Genomic DNA, 21,555 nt, shown 5'->3' with positions numbered 1-21,555 from the left:
AATTTCGGGGGAACAAAGAAAGATGGCTGTTCACGACGCTGCCGCCGGGCTTTCCTATGTCTCGGGCGGCGAAATTCTCCATGCGCCGGACTGGTCCCACCTCTTCGCAGCATTGCAGGACGCGGCCCACCGTGCGCCCGACACCAGCATTCATTTCTACGGCGCCGAAGGCGGCTACCGCACGACGACGTACGCCGCACTGCACGACGAGGCGCTGCGGCTCTCCCACTGGCTGACCGGGACCGCGGGCCTGCGGCCCGGCGATCACCTCGTCCTCCAGATACCCGACGGCCACGAATACCTGCCGCTGTTCTGGGCCGCGATGCACGCCGGCGTCGTCGCCGTCCCGATGAGCGTCCCTGCGGCCCTCCGGCGCGAGAGCCTGGAAGGCGTCTCCCGGGTCCTGGACACCCTCGGCACCGGCCGGATCCTGCTCGGCACACCCCTCGCCGAGGAGTACCCCGGGGTCCTCGGGCTCCTCGGCCACGACCCGGCCACCGTACTGACCTTCCCGCGGCCCGCGGACCTGCCCGCCCTCCCGGACCCGCCGCCGGCGCCCGCCGCCGCTCCCGACGGCACCGCCGTCATCTTCTTCACCTCCGGGAGCACCGGAGTGCCGAAGGGCGCCGTGCAGACCCACCGCTCGATGCTGGCCCGCGAGGCCGGCGTCATGCAGGACGACGGCGCGCCCACCGATGTGCAGCTCAACTGGATGCCGCTGGAACACGCGGCGGGCATCCTGATGTCCCATCTGCGCGGGATCCGCCGGCTCAGCGAACAGGTGCAGGTCGCACCGGGCCACATCCTCGCCGACCCGCTCACCCTGCTCGACCTGGTGGACCGGCACCGCGTCAACTACACCTGGGCGCCGCAGTTCGCCTACTCCCTCCTCAACAACCTGGTGCGGGCCGGGGACCACGCCGACTGGGACCTGTCCTGCCTGCGCGAGGTCATCAACGCCGGGGAGATGGTGAACGCCCGGCTGACCGGCCTGCTGTGCCGCGCGCTGGCCGGCCACGGACTGCGGCCGGAGGTGTTCGTGCCGGTCTGGGGCATGGCCGAGACCTGCTCGGGCGTGCTCTACAACCGGGACTTCCGCCCGCCCGCCGAGCCGGCCGGCACTGGCGGCGGGGACGAGGAGGCGCAGCACACCGGACAGTTCGTCTCCCTGGGCCGCCCCATCCCCGGGCTGGAGGTCGCCGTCACCGGCCCGGACGGCACGATCCTCCCTGAGGGCGAAGTGGGCCACCTCGTGGTCCGGGGCGACTGTGTCACCCCCGCCTACTTCCGCAACCCCGCCGTCAACGCGGAGGCGTTCACCGCCGACCGCTGGTTCCGCACCGGCGACCTCGCCCGCATCCGGGACGGCGAGGTCACCATGACCGGCCGCGCCAAGCAGATCCTGGTCGTCAACGGCCTCAACGTGGACCTCTCCGAGGTCGAGGCCGCCATCGAGGAACTGCCCGCCGTGGAGACCAGCTTCACCGCCGCCTGGGCCCACACCGACCCCGCCACCGGCGAGGACCGCGCGATCGTCTTCTGCGTACCGCGCGGCGAACGCCTGGCGGACCTGCCCGTCGAGGAGATCCGCGCCCATGTGCTGCGCCGGATCGGGGTACGGCTGCACGCGGTCGTCCCCGTACGCCGCCGGGAGATCCCCAAGACCAACCTCGGCAAGATCCAGCGCGCCAAGCTCGGCGCCCGCTACCGCGACGGCGACTTCGCCGACCGCGCGGTCGGCGAGAGCGGCGGCGACCGGGCACGCGCCGCCGAGACGGTGGCCTCCCTGGTCGGCCCCGGCCGGTATCTGACCGCCTCCCCGCAGGAAGCGGACCTGCCCCGCCCGGCCGTGCCCGGCACCGGGACCCCGGCCGTCCTGGCCGGGCTCGGCGAGGACTGGACCCGGGACACCGCGACCGAGGCCGCCGTCCGCGCCCTGCCCGGTGTGGCGGACGCGCGGGTGTGGACCGGCGAGGTGCTGCTGCCCGGCGTGCGCGGCGCGCTGGCCGCCGTACAGAGCCGGCTCGACCACCCCGACTACCGCGAGGCGGTCAGGGAACGGGTCGCCCGCCGGCTGCGGGAGGCCGGTGCGACCGTCCGGGAAGTGGCGTTCGCCACCGACCTGACCTCCCTTCAGGACGCAGAACTGCTGGACGCCTTCACCACGCCGGCCGACCCGGGCCCGCTCACCCCGGCGGCACCGCCGCCGCTGGGCGCCTACCGCGACACCGTGGTACCGGCCGGCCCGCCCGAGCAGGCGCCGCGGGAAGAGGCGTCCGCCCTGCTCGTCCTCTCCGACGACCCCGCCCCGGTGCGGCGGCTCGCCGCCGACCCCGGGCGCCTGGTGGTGTGGGCCCACACCCCGCGGATCGCCGGCCAGGACACCGCCGCCGTACCGCCCAGCGTCCTGGTCACCGAGATCGACCCGAGGGACGAGGAGGGCTACCGGTCGCTCGCCTCCACACTGCGCGCCGCCGGCGCCGAGGCCGTCTCCGTCGCGCATCTGTGGGCCCTGGACGGGTCCGGCGACGACGCCGATGCCGTCGAGGAGCAGTACCGGGGCGTCTTCAGCCTCCAGAACCTGTGGCGGCTGCTGCCGGAGGCCGGACTTCTCCTCACCCGCACCACCGTCCTCACCCGGGCCGCGCTCGGCGCCCCGGCCGCCAACCCCGGCTACCGGCACGCCACCGTCTCCGCCTTCGTGCGCAGCGCCGTGGCCGAGGGCCACACCGCCCTCCACATCGATCTGTCCGGCACCGGCGCCGACCCGGTGGACGTCCTGCGCCGCGAGGAGCGCACCGTCGCGGACGGCGTCTCGGTGCTCTACGTGGACGGGGTGCGCCACACCCAGGCGCTGGCGGCCCTGCCGCTGCCCGAGGGCCCCTCGCCGCTTTCCCGCCGGGACGGCTTCCTGGTGGTCACCGGCGGGCTCGGCGGCATCGGCCGGCTGTTGGTCGCCTTCCTGCTGCGCCGCTACGGACGCGACGTGCTGCTGCTGGGGCGGCGCGCCCCGGAGCGGGCCGAGCGGGACCTCGCCGCGCTGCGCGCGCTCGCGCGGGAGCACGGCGGGGCCGTCAGCTACCGGCAGTGCGACCTGGGCGACGCCGGGGCGCTGCGGGAGACGGTCGAGGAACACCGCGCGGCCACCGGGCTGCCCCTGCACGGGGTGTTCCACCTCGCGGGCGTGATCCACGAGGCCCTGATCACCGACCAGTCGGCCGCCGAGCTGCGGGCGGTGTACGAGCCGAAGGTACGCGGCCTCGAACGGCTCGGCGATCTGCTGCTGGAGCGGCACCCGGACGCGTTCCTGGTCGCCTTCGCCAGCGCCCGCAGCCTGGCCCCGGGCACCACCGTCTCCGGCTATGTGTCCGCCTCGGACTTCGCGGCCCACCACGCCGCCCTGCTGCGCTCGCGCGGGCTGGCCGCCACCTCGGTGGCCTGGGGGGTGTGGGACGAGACCGGCATGAGCCGCGACCTGCGGGTCAACCGCTCGCTGAGCCGCCGCGGCATCGCGACGATGGACCCGCTGCGGGCGCTGCTCGCGCTGGCCCGGGTCGTCGGCACCGACGCGCCCGGCGTCCACCTGGGCGTGGACGGGGCCCGGCTGCCCGCCGCGCTGCCCGTCCGCGAGGACCGGCCCGATCTGGACGAGGTGTGCGTGGTCACCGACTTCGCCACCTTCGAGGACCTGTTCGCCGCGCGCGCCGCCGAGATCGCCGGCACGCTGCGGACCGCCCCCGGCGGCCGGCCCGCGCGGTACGCGCTCCTGGACGAGGTGCCGCTGGACCGCAACGGCTCCGTGGACCGCACCGGGGTGCTCGGCCGGCTGGACGTCCTGCGCGGCGCGGTGACCGTCGAGGGCCCGGACGGGCCGCTGGAGGAACGCATCCGCGACATCTGCCGCACCGTCTTCCGGGTGGACACCATCGGCGTCACCGAGAACCTCTTCGACGTCGGCGCCGACTCGATCGCCACCATCCAGCTGCTCGCCCGGCTCCGCGACGAGAAGGTCGTCCACGTCTCCCACCAGGAGTTCTACGCCGAGCCGACGATCCGTCACCTGGCGCGGATCGCCGCGGCCGGCGGGGCGCCCGCACCCGCGCCGGTACCGGCCGCCGCTGCTCCGGCGCCCCGCACGGCGGCGGCGGACGGCGCGCACCCGCTGACCCCGCAGCAGCGCCGGCTGTGGTTCCTCTTCGAAGCCGACCCCTCCAGCCCGTACTACAACAACACCGTCTCCCTCACCGTCACCGGTCAGGTCGCGGCACCGCTGCTGAAGGTCGCGGTGATGCAGCTGATCGACCGGCACGAGGCACTGCGCGTCCGCTTCGGCCCGGACAGCGACGGCGAGGGCGGCATCGTCCAGCGGCTGGTACCGGTGACGGAGCTGGCACCGGCCTTCACCGAGCACGATCTGCGCGCGCTGCCCGAGGACGGGCGCGCGGCCGAGGTGGAGCGGATCATCGCCGGCTCCGCCGCGACCCCCTTCGACCTGCTCGCCGAACCGCCGGTACGGGCGGCCGTGGTCCGGGAGACCGAGGACCGCGCCACCATCGTGCTGACGATCCACCACATCGTCTCCGACGGCTGGTCGATGGGCGTCATCCTCTCCGACCTCGCCGCCATCCACCGCGATCTGCTGGCCCACGGCGTGGTCCGGCTCGACCCGATCGACGGCCTCTACCCCCGGTACGTCGCCGACGTCACCGCCTACGAGAGGTCCGAGGCGTACCGCCGCCAGCTGGCGTACTGGACGGACCAGCTCGGGGACATCGCGGTGCCCGCCGAACTGCCCGCCCGGGCGGCGGCCGGGGAGAGCGCCACCTCGGCGGGGGAGCACCTCACCGCCACCGTTCCCCCCGAGGTACTGGCCGGGCTGCGCCGGCTGGCCCGCGAGCACGACGTCTCGCTGTACGTGCTGCTGCTCGCCGCGTACGCGGTGCTGCACCAGCGGCTGACCCTGAGCGACCATGTGCGGCTGGGCACGCTCGTCGCCAACCGGGGACTGGGCGACACCTCCGGGCTCGTCGGCTTCCTGGCCAACACCCTGCCCCTCGACCTGCGGATCGACGACGCGCAGCCGTTCTCCGCGCTGCTGGCGCAGGTCAAGCAGAAGGTCATCGGCCTGCACGACAACCAGGACGTGCAGTTCGACTCCCTGGTGCAGGCGCTGCAGCCGGAGCGGGCGCACAACAAGAACCCGCTCTTCCAGGTGCTGTTCGCGCTCCAGAACGCGCAGATCGAGCAGGTGACCACCCCGGAGGCGGCGTGGCGGCTGCGGATCTGGGAGAGCGAGACCGCCAAGTTCGACCTGTCCGTGCAGGCGTTCGAGCGGGAGGGGCGGCTCGACCTGGTCTTCGAGTACCGCCGCGACCTGTTCGCCCGGCGGGACGTCGAACGGTGGAGCGCCGCCTACCTCACCGTGCTCGCGGACCTGCCCGGGCTGCGCGACCCCGAGGTCGGCTCGCTGGAGATCGTCGGCGCCGCCGAGCGGGAGCGGATCCTGTCCGTCAACGGCCCGCTCGACGCGCCCCTGCCGCCCTCGATCCCGGCCCGGCTGGCCGAGGTGGTACGGGAACGGCCGGACGCGACCGCCCTGGTGATGGGCGCCGAACGCTTCACCTACGCCCAGCTGTGGGAGCTGTCCGGCGCCTGCGCCGACCGGCTGCACGCCGGCGGCGTCCGGGCCGGCAGCCGGGTCGCGGTCATGGCCCGCCGCTCCCCGCACGTGGTGATCGCCATGATCGCCGCGCTGCGCATGGGCGCCGCCTATGTGCCGCTGCGCCCCTCCGACCCGGCCGAACGGCGGGACCTGGTCCTCGCCGACTCCGAGGCCGTCCTGCTGCTCGACCACGCCGGGCGGACCGAGAGCGCCGTACCGCAGCTGGAACTGGGCGGGTACGAGCGGCCGGCGGACGCCGCGCCCCGCCCCGGGGACGCACCCGCCGCCGACGCCGCCACCACGGCCGCCTACGTCATGTACACCTCGGGCAGCACCGGCCGTCCCAAGGGCGTCGTCGTCTCGGCGGAGAACATCCTGCGCCTGGTGCACCGGCCGCAGTTCGTCGCCCTCGGCGCCCATGACGTGGTGCTCCAGACCGGTTCGCTCACCTTCGACGCCTCCACCCTGGAGGTGTGGGGCGCGCTCCTCAACGGCGCCCAACTGCACCTGGTGGACGAACACGTGCTGCTGGACGCCCGGACCCTGCGGGAGGCGATCCGCGAGGCGGGCGCCACCGTGATGTGGGCGAGCGCCCCGCTGTTCAACCAGATCGTGGACGCCGACCCGGCCGCCTTCACCGGGCTGCGGAACCTGCTGGTCGGCGGCGACGTCCTGTCGCCCCGGCACATCCGCGCGGTGCTGGACGCCGACCCCGGCGTGCGTGTCATCAACGGCTACGGACCCACCGAGAACACCACCTTCTCCACCACCCACCCGATCCCGGCCGACCACCCGGCCGACCGGCCCGTACCGATCGGACGCCCCATCGGACACTCCTCGGCGTACGTACTGGGCGGCAGCGGCCGGCTCCAGCCGGCCGGGGTCCCCGGCGAGCTGTACGTCGGCGGGCGGGGCGTCGCGCTCGGCTACCTCAACCGCCCGGACCTCACCGCCGCCGCCTTCCTCGACGACCCCTTCGCCCCCGGCGGGCGGATGTACCGCACCGGAGACCTGGTGCGGCTCAACGACGACCTCGACATCGAGTTCATCGGCCGCGCCGACCACCAGGTCAAGATCCGCGGCTTCCGGGTCGAACTGCCGGAGATCGAACGGGTCGCCCGCTCCCTGCCCTGCGTACGGGAGATCGTCGTCGAGGCCCGCCCGGGCACCGGCGGCGCCCTGCGGCTGGTGGCGTTCTGGTCCGGCGACACCGACCGGGACCTGCGCGGCGACCTGGAACGCCTGCTGCCCGACTACATGGTCCCGGCCGTCCTCGTCCCGCTGGAGCGGCTGCCGCTGGACCGCAACGGCAAGGTCGACCGGCGCGCGCTGGCCGCCGTCGAGATCGCCCCCGCCCGGCCCGAGTCCACCACAGGGGACCGGCAGGCCATGGCCGCCCTGGGCCCCGAGGCCGCCGAACTGCGCCGGGTGTGGGCCGAACTCCTCGGCACCGAGGCGTTCGGCGCCGACGACACCTTCTTCAGCCTCGGCGGCGACTCCATCCAGGTCATCCAGATGACCAACCGGCTGCGCGCCGCCGGCTACCACCTCTCCGCCCGCGACGTCTTCGAGAACCAGACGATCCGCAAGCTGGCCGCGATCCTGCGCCCGGGCCGGGCGGCGGTGGCCGTCATCGAACGCGAGGACACCGCCGAACTGGCCCCGATGCACGCCTGGATCCTTGAGGCGCTGGGCGAGGAGGAATGGCTCGGCCACTGGAACCTGCCGCTGGTGCTCGATCTGGAGCACGACCACGCCCCCGACCGGATCGCCGCCGCCCTGCGCGCCGTCGCCGACCGCCACCCCGCGCTGCGCGCCCGGCTCCACCGGGTGGACGGCCGGTGGCACTACGAGGAGGACCTGCCGGCCGCCGACCTCCCCGTCGCGGCCTGGACGGTGACCGACCTCGCCGAGATCACCGGGGAGCTGACGGAACTCCAGCGCGGCCTCGACCCGGCGGCGGGCCGGATGCTGGGCGCCGCCAAGGTCACCGTGGGCACCGAGCACAAACTGGTCCTGGCGGTGCACCACCTGGTGAGCGACGGGGTGTCGCTGCGGATCATGGCCCGCGACCTCGACACCGCCCTGCGCGAGGGCCCCGGCGCGCTGCCCGCCACCACCGGCACCGCCGGCTTCTCCGCCTGGATCGCCGCCACCCACCGCCGGGCGGCCTCCGACGAGATACGCGCGCAGCTGCCCCACTGGTCGGACGTCACCGCCCGGGTGCGCAGCCCGTTCCCGCAGGTGATCCTCACCGAGGGCGGCACCGTGGACCGGGAGTTCCGGCTCCCGGCGGCGGCCACCGCCACACTCTCCCGCATCGGACGCCACGTCCCCGGCGCCGAACTCCAGCACGCGCTGCTGGCGACGCTCGGCGACGCCTACGCCGAGGCGTTCGGCACCGACGCGCTGCCGGTGCTGCTGGAGGGGCACGGCCGGGCCGACGTCGTGGACGACCTCGATCTGTCCGGCACGGTCGGCTGGTTCACCAGCATCTACCCCACCGTGCTGCCCAGCGGCGGCGCGCCGGACCCGGTCGCCGGCGTGCTGGCCTGCCGCGCGCACCTGGAGAACATCCCGGCCGGCGGCCGTGACTACGGCGCGCTCGCCTTCCTGGCCGGCGCGGTCCGCCACCCGGCCGCCGCCATCCCGGTCGCGTTCAACTACCTGGGCGCCATGCCCGCCGGGATGCGCCTGGCGGACGCCGCCTACGGCCTCTTCCGGGACCCCGACTCACGGCGCGAGTGCGCGATCGAGGTCAACATCTTCCGGTACGGCGACGAGCTGAAGGTCTCCGTCCGGGTGGACCACCGCTTCGCGGACCGCCCCGAGGTGGCCCGGATGCTCACCGGCTACGAGCAGCGCCTGCTCGACCTCGCCCACCGCCTGGACGCCGCGCCCACCGGGGCGGCCGGCTCCGCGGACACCGGCGACGATCCGCTCACCGCCGCCGAACGGCACCTGCTGCGGGAACGTTACGGCGACCGCATCGAGCACGTCCTGCCGCTGACCCCCACCCAGGAAGGGCTGCTCTACCACGAACTGATGCACCCCGGCGGCAGCGACTACTTCGGACAGATCGTCACCACCCTGCGGGGCGCACTGCGCCCGGAGGTGTTCGAGGCGGCGTGGCACACCGTCGTCGCCGAGAACGAGATGCTGCGCACCGTCTACAGCTGGGAGGACCTCACCCGCCCGGTGCAGGTCGTGCTGCGGGAGGCGGGCTTCGCCCTCGCCTACCGCGACCTGACGGCGGAGCACGGTGCGGCCGAGGCCATCGACGCGGCGGTGGAGGCGGCCCTGGCCGAGGACATCGCGCAGGGCTTCGACCTCGCCGGCGGACCGCTGCTGCGGGTCACCCTGCTGCGCACCGGCCCGCAGGAGCACACCTTCGTGCTGAGCTTCCCGCATCTGTCCCTGGACGGCTGGAGCGTCTTCCGGATGCTGAGCCGGGCCATGGAGCTGTACGACGCCGACCGCACCGACATCGTCCCCGAACCGGCACCGCCCTTCCGCCGCTTCGCGCACTGGCAGCGCGGGCTCGACCCGGCCGCGGCCCGCGCCTACTGGGCCCGCCACCTGGCGGGCGCCCAGCCCTCGGCCCTGCCCCCGGAAGCCGCACCGGCGGACGGGAGCGAGGACCGCTTCAGCCAGCTGAACCTGGTGCTCGACACCGAGGAGACCACCGCCGTCCGCACGTTCGCCGCCACCGCCGGCTGCACGCTCAGCACCGTTCTGCAGACGGCGCTCGCGCTCTCCCTGCGCGTCGTCTCCGGCACCGACGAGGTGCTGTTCGGCACCACCGTCTCCGGACGCACCCCCGAGGTCGACGGTGTGGAGAGCATCGTGGGCCTGCTGATCAACACCCTGCCCGTCCGGGTGGAGACCACCGAGGACGACGACGTACCGCACCTGCTCCAGCGGATGCAGCGCAACGGCTTCGACGCCCTGGAACACGGTGACCTGGCCACCACCCACATCCTGGAGAGCGCCGGCATCGGCGCCGGACGCTCCCTGTTCGACGTCCTCTTCATCCTGGAGAACTACCCCCTGGGCCCCGAGCACCTGCGCTCCCGGCGCCTGGAGATCGGGGAGTTCGCCAGCCACGAGCGGACGAACTACCGGCTCACCGTCGTCGCGGTACCGGGCGACCGGCTCACCGTCCGGTTCTCCTCGACCACCGGAGCCGTCGACCCGCAGTGGGTCGCCGCCTTCTCCCGCGTCTTCCGCGCCTGCCTGCTCCAGCTCGCGGAGGGACGGGCCGAGGTCGCCGACATCGACGGGACCGACCCCGCCGAGGTCGCCGAACTGCTGCGCCGCTCGGAGAAGTCCCCGGCGGTGATCGCGGCCCACGAGGACCAGCGGGAGTTCTTCGAGCGCTTCACCGGGCCGGTGTACGTCCTGGACGACCGCGGGCGGCCCTGCCCGGACGGCGTCCCGGGGCAGATCTACGCCGGCGCCGACTCCCCGGCCGCCCTGCCCGCCGACGGCGAATGGGCCGCCTGGATGGCCGAGGGCGCCATCGCACCCGGCTTCCCCGCACCGAGCGCGTTCCTCTACCCCACCGGCGACGGTGGCAGGTGGGTGAACGGCACCACCATCGAACTGGACGACTGATCACACCATCGGGGGATTCACCATGAGTACGCGTCACACCAAGAGAGCATCCGAACTGATCCGCCACCGGGGGCGCCGCTACCCGGTCGCCACCGTGGAGGCCGGCGCGCTGCGAGCGGACGACATCGCCGAGTGCGCCGTCGTGCAGTGCCGCACCGCCGGCGGAGCCACCCGCGCCGTCGCCTTCGTCCGCACCACCTCCGGCCGCGCCGTCACCGCCGAGGACCTGCCCGGCGTACCGGTGGACGAGGTCGTCACCCTCAGCAGCCTGCCGCTGGACCGGCACGGCCGGGTCGACTACGCGCTGCTGCGCCAGGCCGCCGTCCTGGACCGCGAGACGCTGAGCGAAGCCGAGAGCGCCTGGCGGACGTCGCACGGGCTGCGCGAGAGCGCCGTCCTGCACCGCGAGGTCTACGACTACGGCTCCCCGGTGGCGCCGCTCGCCCCGCCCGCCCCGGCGGCCGACGAGGACACCGCACCGGCCGCCGGCCCGCGGCCCGCCGTCCCCGCCTACATCCAGGGGCCGCCGATCCTGGAGGTGCCCGGGGACGCGCAGACCGTCACCGCCACGCTGTACCGCGCCGCCCGCGCAGGCGAGGACACCGGCTGCCACTTCGTGGACGCCGCCGGCCGCACCGTGTCCGTCCCCTACGCCCGGCTGCTGGCCCGGGCCGAACGGGTCGCCGCCCACCTCCAGCGGGACGGGGTGACCACCGGCGACCGCGTGCTGCTGCTGGCCGGCAGCCAGGAGGAGTTCACCGTCGCCCTGTGGGGAACGCTGCTGTGCGGCGCCACCGCCGTACCCGTCACCCCCTCCGCCGACTACCGGGAGCGGCGCACCGAGGCCGAGGCCCTGCGGCGGATCTGGACCACGGCCCGCCGGCCGCGCGTGCTGACCACCCCGGGCCTGCTGCCGGAGGCGGCGCGCCTGCTGGACGGTGCGACGCTGCTGTCCCTGGCCGACGCCGAGGCGCACGACGGCACCCCGCGCCCGGTCGACATCGCCCCCGACCTGCCCGCGCTGATCCTGTTCACCTCGGGCAGCACCGGCACCCCCAAGGGCGTCGTGCAGTCGCACGCCACCCTGCTGAACAAGCAGCGGGCGGCGGTCCAGCACAGCGGCTACGCGGCCGACGACGTCTTCCTCAACTGGCTCGCGATCGAACACGTCGTGGGCCTGGTCCACGCCCATCTGCTGCCCGTCTACCTGGGCGCCCGGCAGGTGCACGCCGCGACCGACTACGTGCTGCACGAACCCCTGCGCTGGGCCGAACTGGCGAGCACCCACCGCGCGACCAACACCTGGGGCCCCAACTCCATGCTGGCGCTGCTCGCCGACGCGGTGGCGGACGCCGCCCCCGCCCGCTGGGACCTGTCCGCCGTACGCCGCTGGATCAACGCCGGCGAGCAGGTGCACTACGCCACCTGCCAGCGGCTGCTGACCCTGCTGGAGCCGTACGGGCTCCCGGCGGACGCCGTCAAACCCGAGTGGGGCATGTCGGAGACCTGCAACATGGTCATCGTCTCCGACGAACTGGCACGCGGGCGCACCACCGGCGTACGGGACGTACGCCGCATCCACCCGGACGGCACCCTGGACTTCGCCGACCGCCCCGGCGGCTCCGGCGGCCGGTTCGTCGAGTGCGGCCGGGTCTACCCCGGAGTGGAGGCCCGGGTCGTCGACGAGGAGGGCACCGTGGTGCCGGAGGGCCGCATCGGCACCTTCCAGGTGCGCGGCGCCACCCGGCTGCTGGAGTACTTCAACAACCCCGAGGCCAACGCCCGGTTCTTCCGCGAGGACGGCTGGTTCGACACCGGGGACCTGGCGTTCATCCAGGACCGCAGGGTCACCTTCACCGGCCGCGGCGCCGACCGCATCATCGTCAACGGCCTCAACTACCAGAACGTGGACCTGGAGGCGCTGGTCGAGACCGTCCCCGGCGTCCTCCCCACCTTCGCCGCGGCCTGCTCGGTACGCGCCGAGGACGATGTGACCGACCATCTGGCCGTCTTCTACGTCCCCGAGACCACCGACCCGGCCGGCGCGCCCCGCCACATCCGGGAGATCCAGGCCGCGCTGCGCCGCGAGTTCGGCATGTCCGCCCGCTACGTGGTGCCGCTGCGCACCGAGCAGATCCCCAAGACGAGCATCGGCAAGATCCAGCGCGGCAAGCTCGTCGCCCGGCTCACCGCCGGCGAGTACGACGAGATCCTGCGCTCCACCGGACAACTGCGCGGCACCCGGCGGACCCAGGTCCCGCCGTGGTTCTTCACCGAGACCACGCACCCGCGCGTCCTGCCCCCCGCCGCGGCCGGCCGGCCGGTCGCGCTCACCCTGGACGGCGGCGCCCCCGCCGACCGCGAACAGGTCGGCCGCGCCCTGGCCGGCGCGCTGACCGTGGTGACCGGGCCGGTCGAGGAGCACTCCGAGCGGCCACTGGACGCCCGGGTCGATCTGACCCTCACCCGGGACGGCTGGGGCGCGGACGACGTGCTCGCGCTCCTGGAGTCCACCACCGGCCGGCTCACCGCCGACGGCGGGGAAGCGGCCGGTCCCCGCCGGATCCTGCTGGTCAGCGTCGCCGCCCGGGGCCGCGACGACACCGCCCGCGCCTACCTCGGCGCGCTCCAGGGCTATGTGCGCAGCGTCAACGACGACACCGGGGCACCCACCGTCGTGTGGTGCGACCTCGACACCCTGGACGCGGCGACCGCGACGGCCCTGGCCGCCGAACTGACCTCCTCCGCGGGCAGCCCGGTGGTCGCCCACCACGGCGGCGTCCGCACCGAACGGGTGCTGGCCCCGGCCCCCGTCGCCCCCGCCCCGGCCCCCGACGCCGGTGGTGGCACGGCCCTGCGCACCGGCGGCAGCTATCTGATCAGCGGCGGCCTCGGCGGCGTCGGCCGCGAGGTGAGCCGCTTCCTGGCCGACCGGTACGGAGCGCGGCTGATCCTCGTCGGCAGCACCCCCGAGGAACGGCTGGACGAGGACCGCCGCCGCGCACTGGCCGCACTGGCGGCCAGGACCCGGGTCCGGTACGTCACCGTGGACCTCGCCGCCCCCGACGCGCCGGCCCGGCTGCGGGCAGCCGTCGGCCCCGACGCCGGACGCCTGGACGGCGCGTTCCACCTCGCCGGCCTCGGCACCTTCGGCCAGGAGTCCCTGGACGGCCTCGGCGAGCGCGGCGCCGTGGACGGCGAGCAACTGGCCCGGTACACCGCCCTCAAGGTGGGCGGCCTGTTCGCCCTCGCGGAAGCCGCCGGCCCGGCCGCGCCCCTGGTCGCCTTCAGCTCCGTCAACGCCTACTTCGGCGGCGCCGGATACGCCGAGTACTCCGCGTCCAACAGCGCGCTCAACGAAGCGGTGCGCGTGCTGCGCGCCCGCGGCCACCGCGCGGCCGTCTCCCTCGGCTGGAGCGCGTGGGCGGGCCTGGGCATGTCGCGCGGCTCCGCCCTGCCGATCGAGCGGCGCGGCTTCGTACCCCTGGAGCCGGACCCGGCCCTGGAGTCGCTGCTGCTCGCCCTCGGCCACGACCGGCCCGTCACCTACGTCGGCCTGGACGGCGCCCACCCCGGTATCGCCGCCCAGGTGCGCCACAAGCCCGGCTGGCGGCTCGTCCCGGCGTACTACTACGCCGCCGGTACCGAACTGCCCGCCGACGGCATCGCCGCGCTCGCGCCCGGCACGGAAATCGCCCAGGTACCGCAGCTCCCGCGGCGGCGCGACGGCCAGGTGGACACCGTCCGGCTGCTCCAGTCGGCAGGCACCCGCGCCACCGGCGCCCGCCCCGAGACCGAGACCGAACGCCGGCTGGCGGCGGTGTGGGAACGCATCCTCGGCACCGAGGACCTCGCCAGGGACGACGACTTCTTCTCCCTCGGCGGGCACTCCCTGATGGCGGCACGGCTCGGCAACGACATCCGCGCCGAGTTCGGCGTCACCCTCGCCCTGCACGAGGTGTTCGGCGACCCGACCCTGGCGGCCATCGCCGCGGTCATCGACGCGAAATCGGCGCACCCCGCCGACACTCCCGCCGCCCCCGACACCTCCGCCGCCCCCGGGGCCGAGCCCGAGGACGGCCTGTCGGCCGCCCAGCGCCGGATCTTCTTCGCCGAGAGCGTCGAACCCGGCCTGGCCCTGTACAACATCGTGGCCGCCTGGGAGCTGACCGGCGCCCTCGACGCGGAACTGCTGGAGAAGGCCCTGCACCACGTGGTGCGGCGGCACGAGGCCCTGCGGACGGTCTTCGACACCGTGGAGGGATCGCCCGTCGCCCGCGTCGTGGACCGGCCCGAGGTGCCGCTGCGCCGGGTCGCGCTGGACACCCTCGACGAGGAGGAGGCCCAGGCCCGGCTGGCGCGGACCCTCGACGCGGAACTGCGCCACGTCTACGACCTGGCCGCCGCACCCCTGGCCCGCTGCACCCTCGCCGCGCTGCCCGGCGACCGGGCGGTCCTGATCGTCTCGCACCACCACCTGGCCTCCGACGGCTGGTCGCTCGGGGTGTTCATGCGCGACCTGGTCCTGGTGTACAACGCGCTGGCCGACCGGGACCTGCCGGAGCTGCCCGCGCTCCCGGCGGACGTCCCGGCACTCGTCCGCCGCCAGGACGCGGCCGGCGCCGCCTCCGAGCAGGCCGCCGAGCACTGGCGCCGGCAGCTGTCGCGCGACATCGCCCCGCTGGAACTGCCCCTGGACCACCCACGGCCGCAGATGCAGTCCTACGCCGGGGACACCCTCTTCCTGGAGCTGGGCCCCGAGGAGGTACGGCGGATCAGCACGGCGGCGGCCGGGGCCGGCGTCTCCACGGCCGTCTGGCTGGCCAGCGCCTACGGGGTGCTGCTCGCCCGGCTCACCGGACGGCAGGAGTTCTTCGTCGGCATGCCCGCGATGCGGCGCGACGACCCGGCCCTGGCCGACGCGGTCGGCATGCTCGTCAACACCCTGCCGCACCTGATGACGGTCCCGGCGGACCGGCCGGTGGACGCCCAGTGCGCCGCCGTCCGGCAGGGCATGACGGACCTGCTGCGGTACCAGGACTACCCGTTCGACCACATGGTGGCCCGCTTCGGGCCCGAACGGGACACCTCCCGCCCGCCGCTGGTGCAGACCATGTTCAACTACGTGCCGATGGAGGGCTTCCCGCAGTTCACCGGCACCACCCGCGCCCCGCTGGAACTGCGCCACCCCATCGCCCGCTTCGACTTCTCGCTGCACGCCTACGAGCGGGAGAACGGCCTCGTCCTCGCCTTCGAGTACGCCACCGCCCTGTTCCGGGCCGAGACGGTACGCGGCTGGCAGCAGGCGTTCCGCACCCTGATCGAGGCCATGGCCGCCGGCCCGCGCACACCGGTGGGCGAGCTGGCCGTGGTACCCGCCGGGGAACGCGAACGGGCCCTGACCCTGGGCCGCAACACCCGCGCGGTGCCCGAACAGGGCTCGGTGGCCGCGGCGTTCGCCGCCACCGCCCGCGCCCACCCGGACCGCACCGCCCTGGAACACGGCGCGGACACCCTCACCTACCGGGAGCTGGACGACCGCAGCGCCGCACTCGCCGCACACCTCGCCGGACACGGCGTGGCGGCCGGCGACCGGGTCGCCCTGGACGCGGCCAAGCGCATCGACACGATCACCGGCATGCTCGCCGTCCTGCGGCTCGGCGCCTCCTACGTACCCGTCGACCCCGAGCAGCCGGCGCCGGTGACCGCCGCCGTCCTGCGGGCCGGCGGCATCCGCGGCCACCTCACCACCGGCGGCTGGACCGGCATCGACGCGGACGGCGAACGCACCGGAGCGGTACGGGAGATACCCTCCGGCCCGGCCGCCGCCGCCCCGCCGCACCGGGAGATCTCCGGCGCCGACGAGGCGTACGTCATGTTCACCTCCGGCACCACCGGCCGGCCCAAGGGCGTCGCCATCGCCAACTCCAGCGTGGTGGGCCTGGTCAGGGACCCGGACTGGATCTCCTTCGGCACCGGCACCCGGGTGCTCCAGACCGGATCGCTGTCCTTCGACGCCGCCACCCTGGAGGTGTGGGCGCCGCTGCTCAACGGCGGCACCCTCGTCCTCACCGACAAGGAGAACATCCTCGACGTCACCCGGCTGCGCGCCGAGATCGAACGCTCGCAGCCCACCCTGATGTGGGTGAGCGCCCCGCTGTTCCACCAGCTCACCGACGCGGACCCCGCGCTGTTCACCGGGGTCGCAGACCTGCTGGTGGGCGGCGACGTCGTCTCGCCCGAGCACGTCAACCGGGTGCTGGAGCGCTCCCCGGGAACCCGGATCACCAACGGCTACGGCCCCACCGAGAACACCACCTTCACCACCACCCACACCATGACCGCCCCGGTCGACGGACCGGTCCCCATCGGCCGGCCGATCCGGGGCCGTACCGCCCTCGTCGCCGACGAGAGCGGCCAGGTGGTGCCGTTCGGCGTCCAGGGCGAACTGTACGTCGGCGGCGAAGGACTGGCCCTCGGCTACGTCGGCAATACCGAGGAGACCGCCCGCCGCTTCACCGAGCTTCCCGCCCTCCCCGGCGAACGCCTCTACCGCACCGGCGACTTCGCCACCCAGGACGCCGACGGCGTGATCCACTACCGGGGCCGCAAGGACGGCCAGGTCAAGGTGCGGGGCCACCGGGTGGAACTCGACGCGGTACGCACCGCGCTGTGCTCGCTCCCCGGCGTCCGCGACGCCTTCGTCCTCAGCCTCCCCGACGCCGGCGGCGCACTCGCCGCGCACGTGGCGGCGGACGGGACGGACGCCGCCGAACTGCGCACCCGCGTGCGTACCCTGCTTCCGCCCTACGCGGTGCCCTCGGCGATCCAGGTGTACGACGCGCTGCCGCTCAAGAGCAGCGGCAAGGTGGACGTCGCCCTGCTGCGCACCGGCACCGCCACCGCCCCGGCGGAGCCGGCCGCCGCGACCGGCACCGCCGAGCCCCTGCCACCGCACGCCGAGCGGCTGCTGGCCGCGTACGCCGCCGTACTGAACGTGCCGCACGTCGGCCCGGACGACTCCTTCTTCGACCTGGGCGGCGACTCGCTGCTCACCATCAAGCTGGTGTCGGTGCTCCGCGAGGAAGGCGTGCCCGTCGACCCCAAGCAGGTCTTCCTCTACCCGGACGTACGCACCCTCGCCGCGGCGCTGGAGGACCACGAGCAGCAGCTGACCGCCCGGGGCGGCCGGCCCGCCGCCAAGCTGGTACGGCTGCGGCCGGAGCCCGGCGACGGACCCGACCTGGTGCTCGCCCCGCCGGCCGGCGGCACCGTGCTCGGCTACATCGAACTCGCCCGCCACCTGCGGGGATTCGGCCGGATCCACGGCGTCGAGGCACCGGGGCTCGGCGCCGGGGAGAGCCTGGTCCTGCCGAGCTTCGAGGAAGCGGTCGACTTCTGCTACGAGGCGGCGCAGGACGTCCTCGGCAACAGCGGCTACGTCGGCGGGCACTCGCTCGGCGGCCACATCGCCTTCCACCTGGCCTCGGCGCTCATCGACAAGGGCGTCAAGCCCAAGGGCCTGATCATCCTCGACACCCCGCCGAACCTCGGCGACATCCCGGTGGCCGACGCCGACCTCACCGAGGAGGAGACCCGGGTCTTCATCCTCGCCATGGGCATCGGCGGCATGCTGGACCAGGACCGCGACCGGCTGCGGCAGCTCCCGTACGAGGAGGCCAAGCGCGTCCTGCTGGAACGGGCCCGCAAGGACCCGCGGGTCTCCGCGTTCCTCAGCGCCGAATACCTCGACCGGTTCCTGCGGCTCCAGATGCACCAGCTGATGTACTCGCGCGAGGTGGCCCTGCCCGACCGCGCGCTGGACATCCCGGTCTTCGTCTTCCGCACCGGGGAGCACGGGACCGACGTCGCGCGGCTCTTCTCCGACTGGTCGCGCTACACCACCCGCGAGGTCACCTTCGTCGACATCCCCGGCGACCACGCCTCGATGCTGCGCGCACCGCACGTCACCGAGGTCGCCCGGCTGCTCGACCAGCACTGCGGCGCCCCGCGCTGACCACCCTCACCGGGGCCGGCGGGCGCGCACCGCGCCCGCCGGCCCCGGTGCGACACCGTCCGGCAGCCGGACACCGAAGCAGGAAAGGAGCACAGATGATCAAGGTCGAAGGGCTGACCAAGCGATTCACCCCCTTCCAGGGGGTGTTCGAGGTCAACCTTGAGGTGGGACGGGGGGAGGTGCTGGGGTTCATCGGCCCGAACGGAGCCGGCAAGTCCACCACCATCCGCCACCTCATGGGATACCTCCAGCAGGACGCCGGGCGCGCGGAGATCAACGGCCACGACTGCTGGAAGGAACCGGTGGCGGCCAAGGCACGCCTGGGCTACCTCCCCGGAGAGATCGGCTTCCCGCAGGGCATCTCGGCCCGCACCTTCCTGCGCATGCAGGGCGAGCTGCGCGGCCACCCCGACCCCACCCGGCGGTACGAACTCGTCGAACGGCTCCGGCTGCGGCTGGACACGCCGATCGGCAAGATGTCCAAGGGGATGAAGCAGAAGCTCGCCATCATCGCGACCTTCATGACCGACCCCGAGGTGGTCATCCTCGACGAGCCCGCCAGCGGACTCGACCCGCTGATGCAGGACGAGCTGATCGCGCTGCTCGTCGAGGCCAAGCGGGCGGGCACCACCATCCTGCTCTCCTCCCACATCTTCGAGGAGGTGGAGGCGGTCGCCGACCGCATCAGCATCATCCGGGACGGGCGCATCGTCTCCCACCAGACGATGGACTCGGTGCGCGCCGCGCTGCGCACCACACTGCGCGTCACATTCACCGAGGACGTCGCCGCGTCCTCCTTCCCCGGCTTCGCGGTCGAACAGGCCGGGCCTCGCGCCCTGGTCTTCCGGCCCCGGGGCGACACCGGGGAGATCGTCACGAGCCTGGCCCGGCACCCGGTGGCCGACGTGGAGACCGAACGCCAGTCGTTCCGCGACTACTTCCGTGAGGCGTACCGAGGAGAGGCGGCGTGATGAACCGGACCGTACTGAGGTATTCCTTCCTCACCAATGCCCCGCTGCTGGCCGGTGCCGCCGTGGTGATCGGCTCCATGGTGCTGTCGCTGGCCTGGCTCTTCCCGCTGCTGTCGGCCGACGCCACCTACACGGAGATGCTGGAGACGATCCCCGAGCAACTGCGGCAGGCCCTGGGCGTGTCGGGGGACCAGACCGAGTATTTCGGCTTTCTGACGGCGAACTATTACAACTCGCTCCACCTTTACTTCATGATGGCGCTCGTCCTGCTGCTGGGACACCGGCTCGTCTCCAAGCCGATCGACGACACCTCGCTGAACTACTTTCTCAACGGCTCGCTGCCCCGGGCGTCGTACCTGATCGCGCGCCTGGTGTTCTTCCTGTTGGCGTCGGTGGGCATCGCCGTGGTCTCGCTGGTCTCCATGGTGGTGGGCCAGCTGGTGTTCGACTGGGGCTCGCCCGTCGAATGGCGGGGCATGGTGGTGCTGAACGTCAATCTGCTGGTGCTGTTCCTCTTCCTCGGCTCGGTCGTCTTCCTGATCCGGATGCTGACGAAGACCGGCGTCGAAGCCCTCGCGGGCTCGACCGGCCTGGTCATCTTCCAGTACTTCCTCAGCATGGTGGAGCCGCTGAGCCCGCATCTGTCGTGGCTGCGCTATCTGACGGTCTTCTCCCTGTTCGACGTCGACCGGCACGTCGGCAACACCGGGGTGTTCCTCGCGGTGGTGGTGGGGCTGACCGCCGCCTCGGTGGTGGTCTCGGCGATCTCGGTGCACCTGTTCCGGCGCAAGGACCTGTTCCTCTGACCCCCTGCCCCTGCCCCCGTGCACGAGTCCGGGGCCCGGTCCGCTCCGCGCGGCCCGGGCCCCGGAGGTGCCTCAGACGCTCGCGCAGGCGGAGCCGCCCAGGGTGAACCCGGTGGGCGCGTTGTTGGCGCTCCCCTTGCTGCCGAGGAACCCGACCGAGACGGAGCCGCCGGCCGGGATGGTGGCGGTGTACGCGGCCGGGGTGACCGTCACGCTGCCGCCGCTCTGGGTGACGCTGCCGCCCCACATGCTGGTCACGGTCTGACCGCTGGGGAAGGCGAAGGCGAGGCTCCAGCCGTTGATGGCGGAGGTGCCGGTGTTGCGGATGACGATCTCCCCCTGGAAGCCGTCGCCCCACTCGCCGACCACCCGGTAGCCGACCGCGCACCCGGCGCCCGGCTGCGGCCCGCTGCCGCCGTCGTCGCCGAAGACGGTGGCCTCCTTGGAGGTCTCGGCGATGCCGTTCACCCCGTGGAAGATGCGCTCGCCCCAGGAGCTGAGCCGGCTCGGGTCGAAGCCGATGGCCAGGTCGAGGATCGGATCGGTGTTACCGCTCCAGGACCAGGCCAGATAGCCGAGCCGGTACTGCTCGGCGGCGGCCAGCATGGCGTCCTCGTCCGGGTCGCCCCACTCGTCCGGCGGGCCGCCGAACTCCCCGATGACCAGTGGCAGCCCCGCCCGGACGAAGGACTCCAGATAGTCGGTGATCTTCTCCGCCGTGTCGTAGACGCTGTACATGTGGATGGAGAAGATCAGATTGCCGGTGGGGTCGGCCTCGTAGACGGACTGCGCGGTGGCGCGCATCACACCTTCCCAGTCCTGGCCCCAGTTCGGCGCGTCGATCATGATCGTGTGCGCGAAACCGGCGTCGCGCAGCTTCTGGATCGCCGCGATGGTGGGCGCGGTCCAGCCCGCGGGGTTGGTGTTGCCCCACGGCTCGTTGCCGATGTTGATGATGATGTAGTCCTCTTCACCGTCGAGGACGTCCTTGAGCCCGATCCAGTAGTCCGCGGCCCCGTCGAGCGTCCCGGCCTCCGGCTCCTCGCCGTACCCGGTGGTGTCGTGCACCTCCAGGACGCAGATGAGCCGGTTGGCCTTGCAGTCCTCGATCACCGAGGCGACGTCCGAGGGGCTGTTCTCGCTCCAGCGGTGACCGTTGGAGAGCACCACCCGGACCGTGTTCGACCCGAGGGCCTTCACATCGGCGAGCGACTGGGTCTCGTTCGGGTACCAGGTGTGGGCGTGATTGACCCCGCGCATGATGAAGTCGTTGCCGTTGCCCTCCACCAGCCGTCCGTCACTGATGTGCAGACCGGTGGCGAGCGCCGTCTCCTCCTGGGCCTGCGCGGAGGCCGGCCCGAGGCCACCGAGCACGGCGACGCCGACCAGCCCGGTCAGGGCGGTCAGCAGACGGGTCCAGGGGCGTTTCCGTGACGTGGTGCTTCTTGCTGTTCTCACTGCGACTCCAGGGAGTGAGGGGCG

The 21,555-nt window shown here is 73.6% G+C and carries 5 protein-coding genes; 4 read left to right on the top strand and 1 reads right to left on the bottom strand.

Annotated features, from left to right (window positions below; translation table 11 throughout):
- Positions 1 to 22: 22 nt before the first annotated feature.
- The 4 genes from BM385_RS01925 to BM385_RS01910 all read left to right on the top strand — a co-directional run bounded on the left by BM385_RS01925 (position 23) and on the right by BM385_RS01910 (position 20,073).
- A complete protein-coding gene (locus tag BM385_RS01925) occupies positions 23 to 10,279 on the top strand; it encodes a non-ribosomal peptide synthetase (protein ID WP_254791413.1) in 10,257 nt (3,418 codons plus the stop codon).
- Between the two features lie 22 nt (positions 10,280 to 10,301).
- Positions 10,302 to 18,296, top strand: coding sequence for a non-ribosomal peptide synthetase (locus tag BM385_RS01920; protein WP_093841969.1), 7,995 nt, complete (start codon positions 10,302 to 10,304; stop codon positions 18,294 to 18,296).
- A gap of 95 nt (positions 18,297 to 18,391) precedes the next feature.
- Complete coding sequence (locus BM385_RS01915) at positions 18,392 to 19,267, top strand: ABC transporter ATP-binding protein (protein ID WP_093841968.1); 876 nt, start codon at positions 18,392 to 18,394, stop codon at positions 19,265 to 19,267.
- Positions 19,267 to 20,073 (top strand): ABC transporter permease subunit, encoded by an 807-nt coding sequence (locus BM385_RS01910; RefSeq protein ID WP_019432360.1) that lies wholly within the window; start codon positions 19,267 to 19,269, stop codon positions 20,071 to 20,073. The genes BM385_RS01915 and BM385_RS01910 overlap by 1 nt, the downstream gene beginning before the upstream one ends.
- Positions 20,074 to 20,145: 72 nt before the next feature.
- On the opposite strand, the gene BM385_RS01905 is transcribed toward BM385_RS01910, so the two are convergent.
- Positions 20,146 to 21,531: a cellulase family glycosylhydrolase gene (locus tag BM385_RS01905; protein WP_026047176.1), complete on the bottom strand. Its 1,386-nt coding sequence runs from the start codon at positions 21,529 to 21,531 to the stop codon at positions 20,146 to 20,148.
- Positions 21,532 to 21,555: the final 24 nt, after the last annotated feature.

Origin of the sequence: Streptomyces harbinensis (assembly GCF_900116145.1) — a bacterium.
GTDB lineage: Bacteria > Actinomycetota > Actinomycetes > Streptomycetales > Streptomycetaceae > Streptomyces > Streptomyces carpaticus.
Note: the sequence above shows the minus strand (reverse complement) of the source record. Positions and strands in the feature narration are given on the sequence as shown.

Bases quoted from the DNA above. Each gene is read 5' to 3' on its own strand.
- BM385_RS01910 (WP_019432360.1), top strand. From the start codon at position 19,267: ATGAACCGGACCGTACTGAGGTATTCCTTCCTCACCAATGCCCCGCTG.
- BM385_RS01915 (WP_093841968.1), top strand. From the start codon at position 18,392: ATGATCAAGGTCGAAGGGCTGACCAAGCGATTCACCCCCTTCCAGGGG.
- BM385_RS01925 (WP_254791413.1), top strand. From the start codon at position 23: ATGGCTGTTCACGACGCTGCCGCCGGGCTTTCCTATGTCTCGGGCGGC.
- BM385_RS01920 (WP_093841969.1), top strand. From the start codon at position 10,302: ATGAGTACGCGTCACACCAAGAGAGCATCCGAACTGATCCGCCACCGG.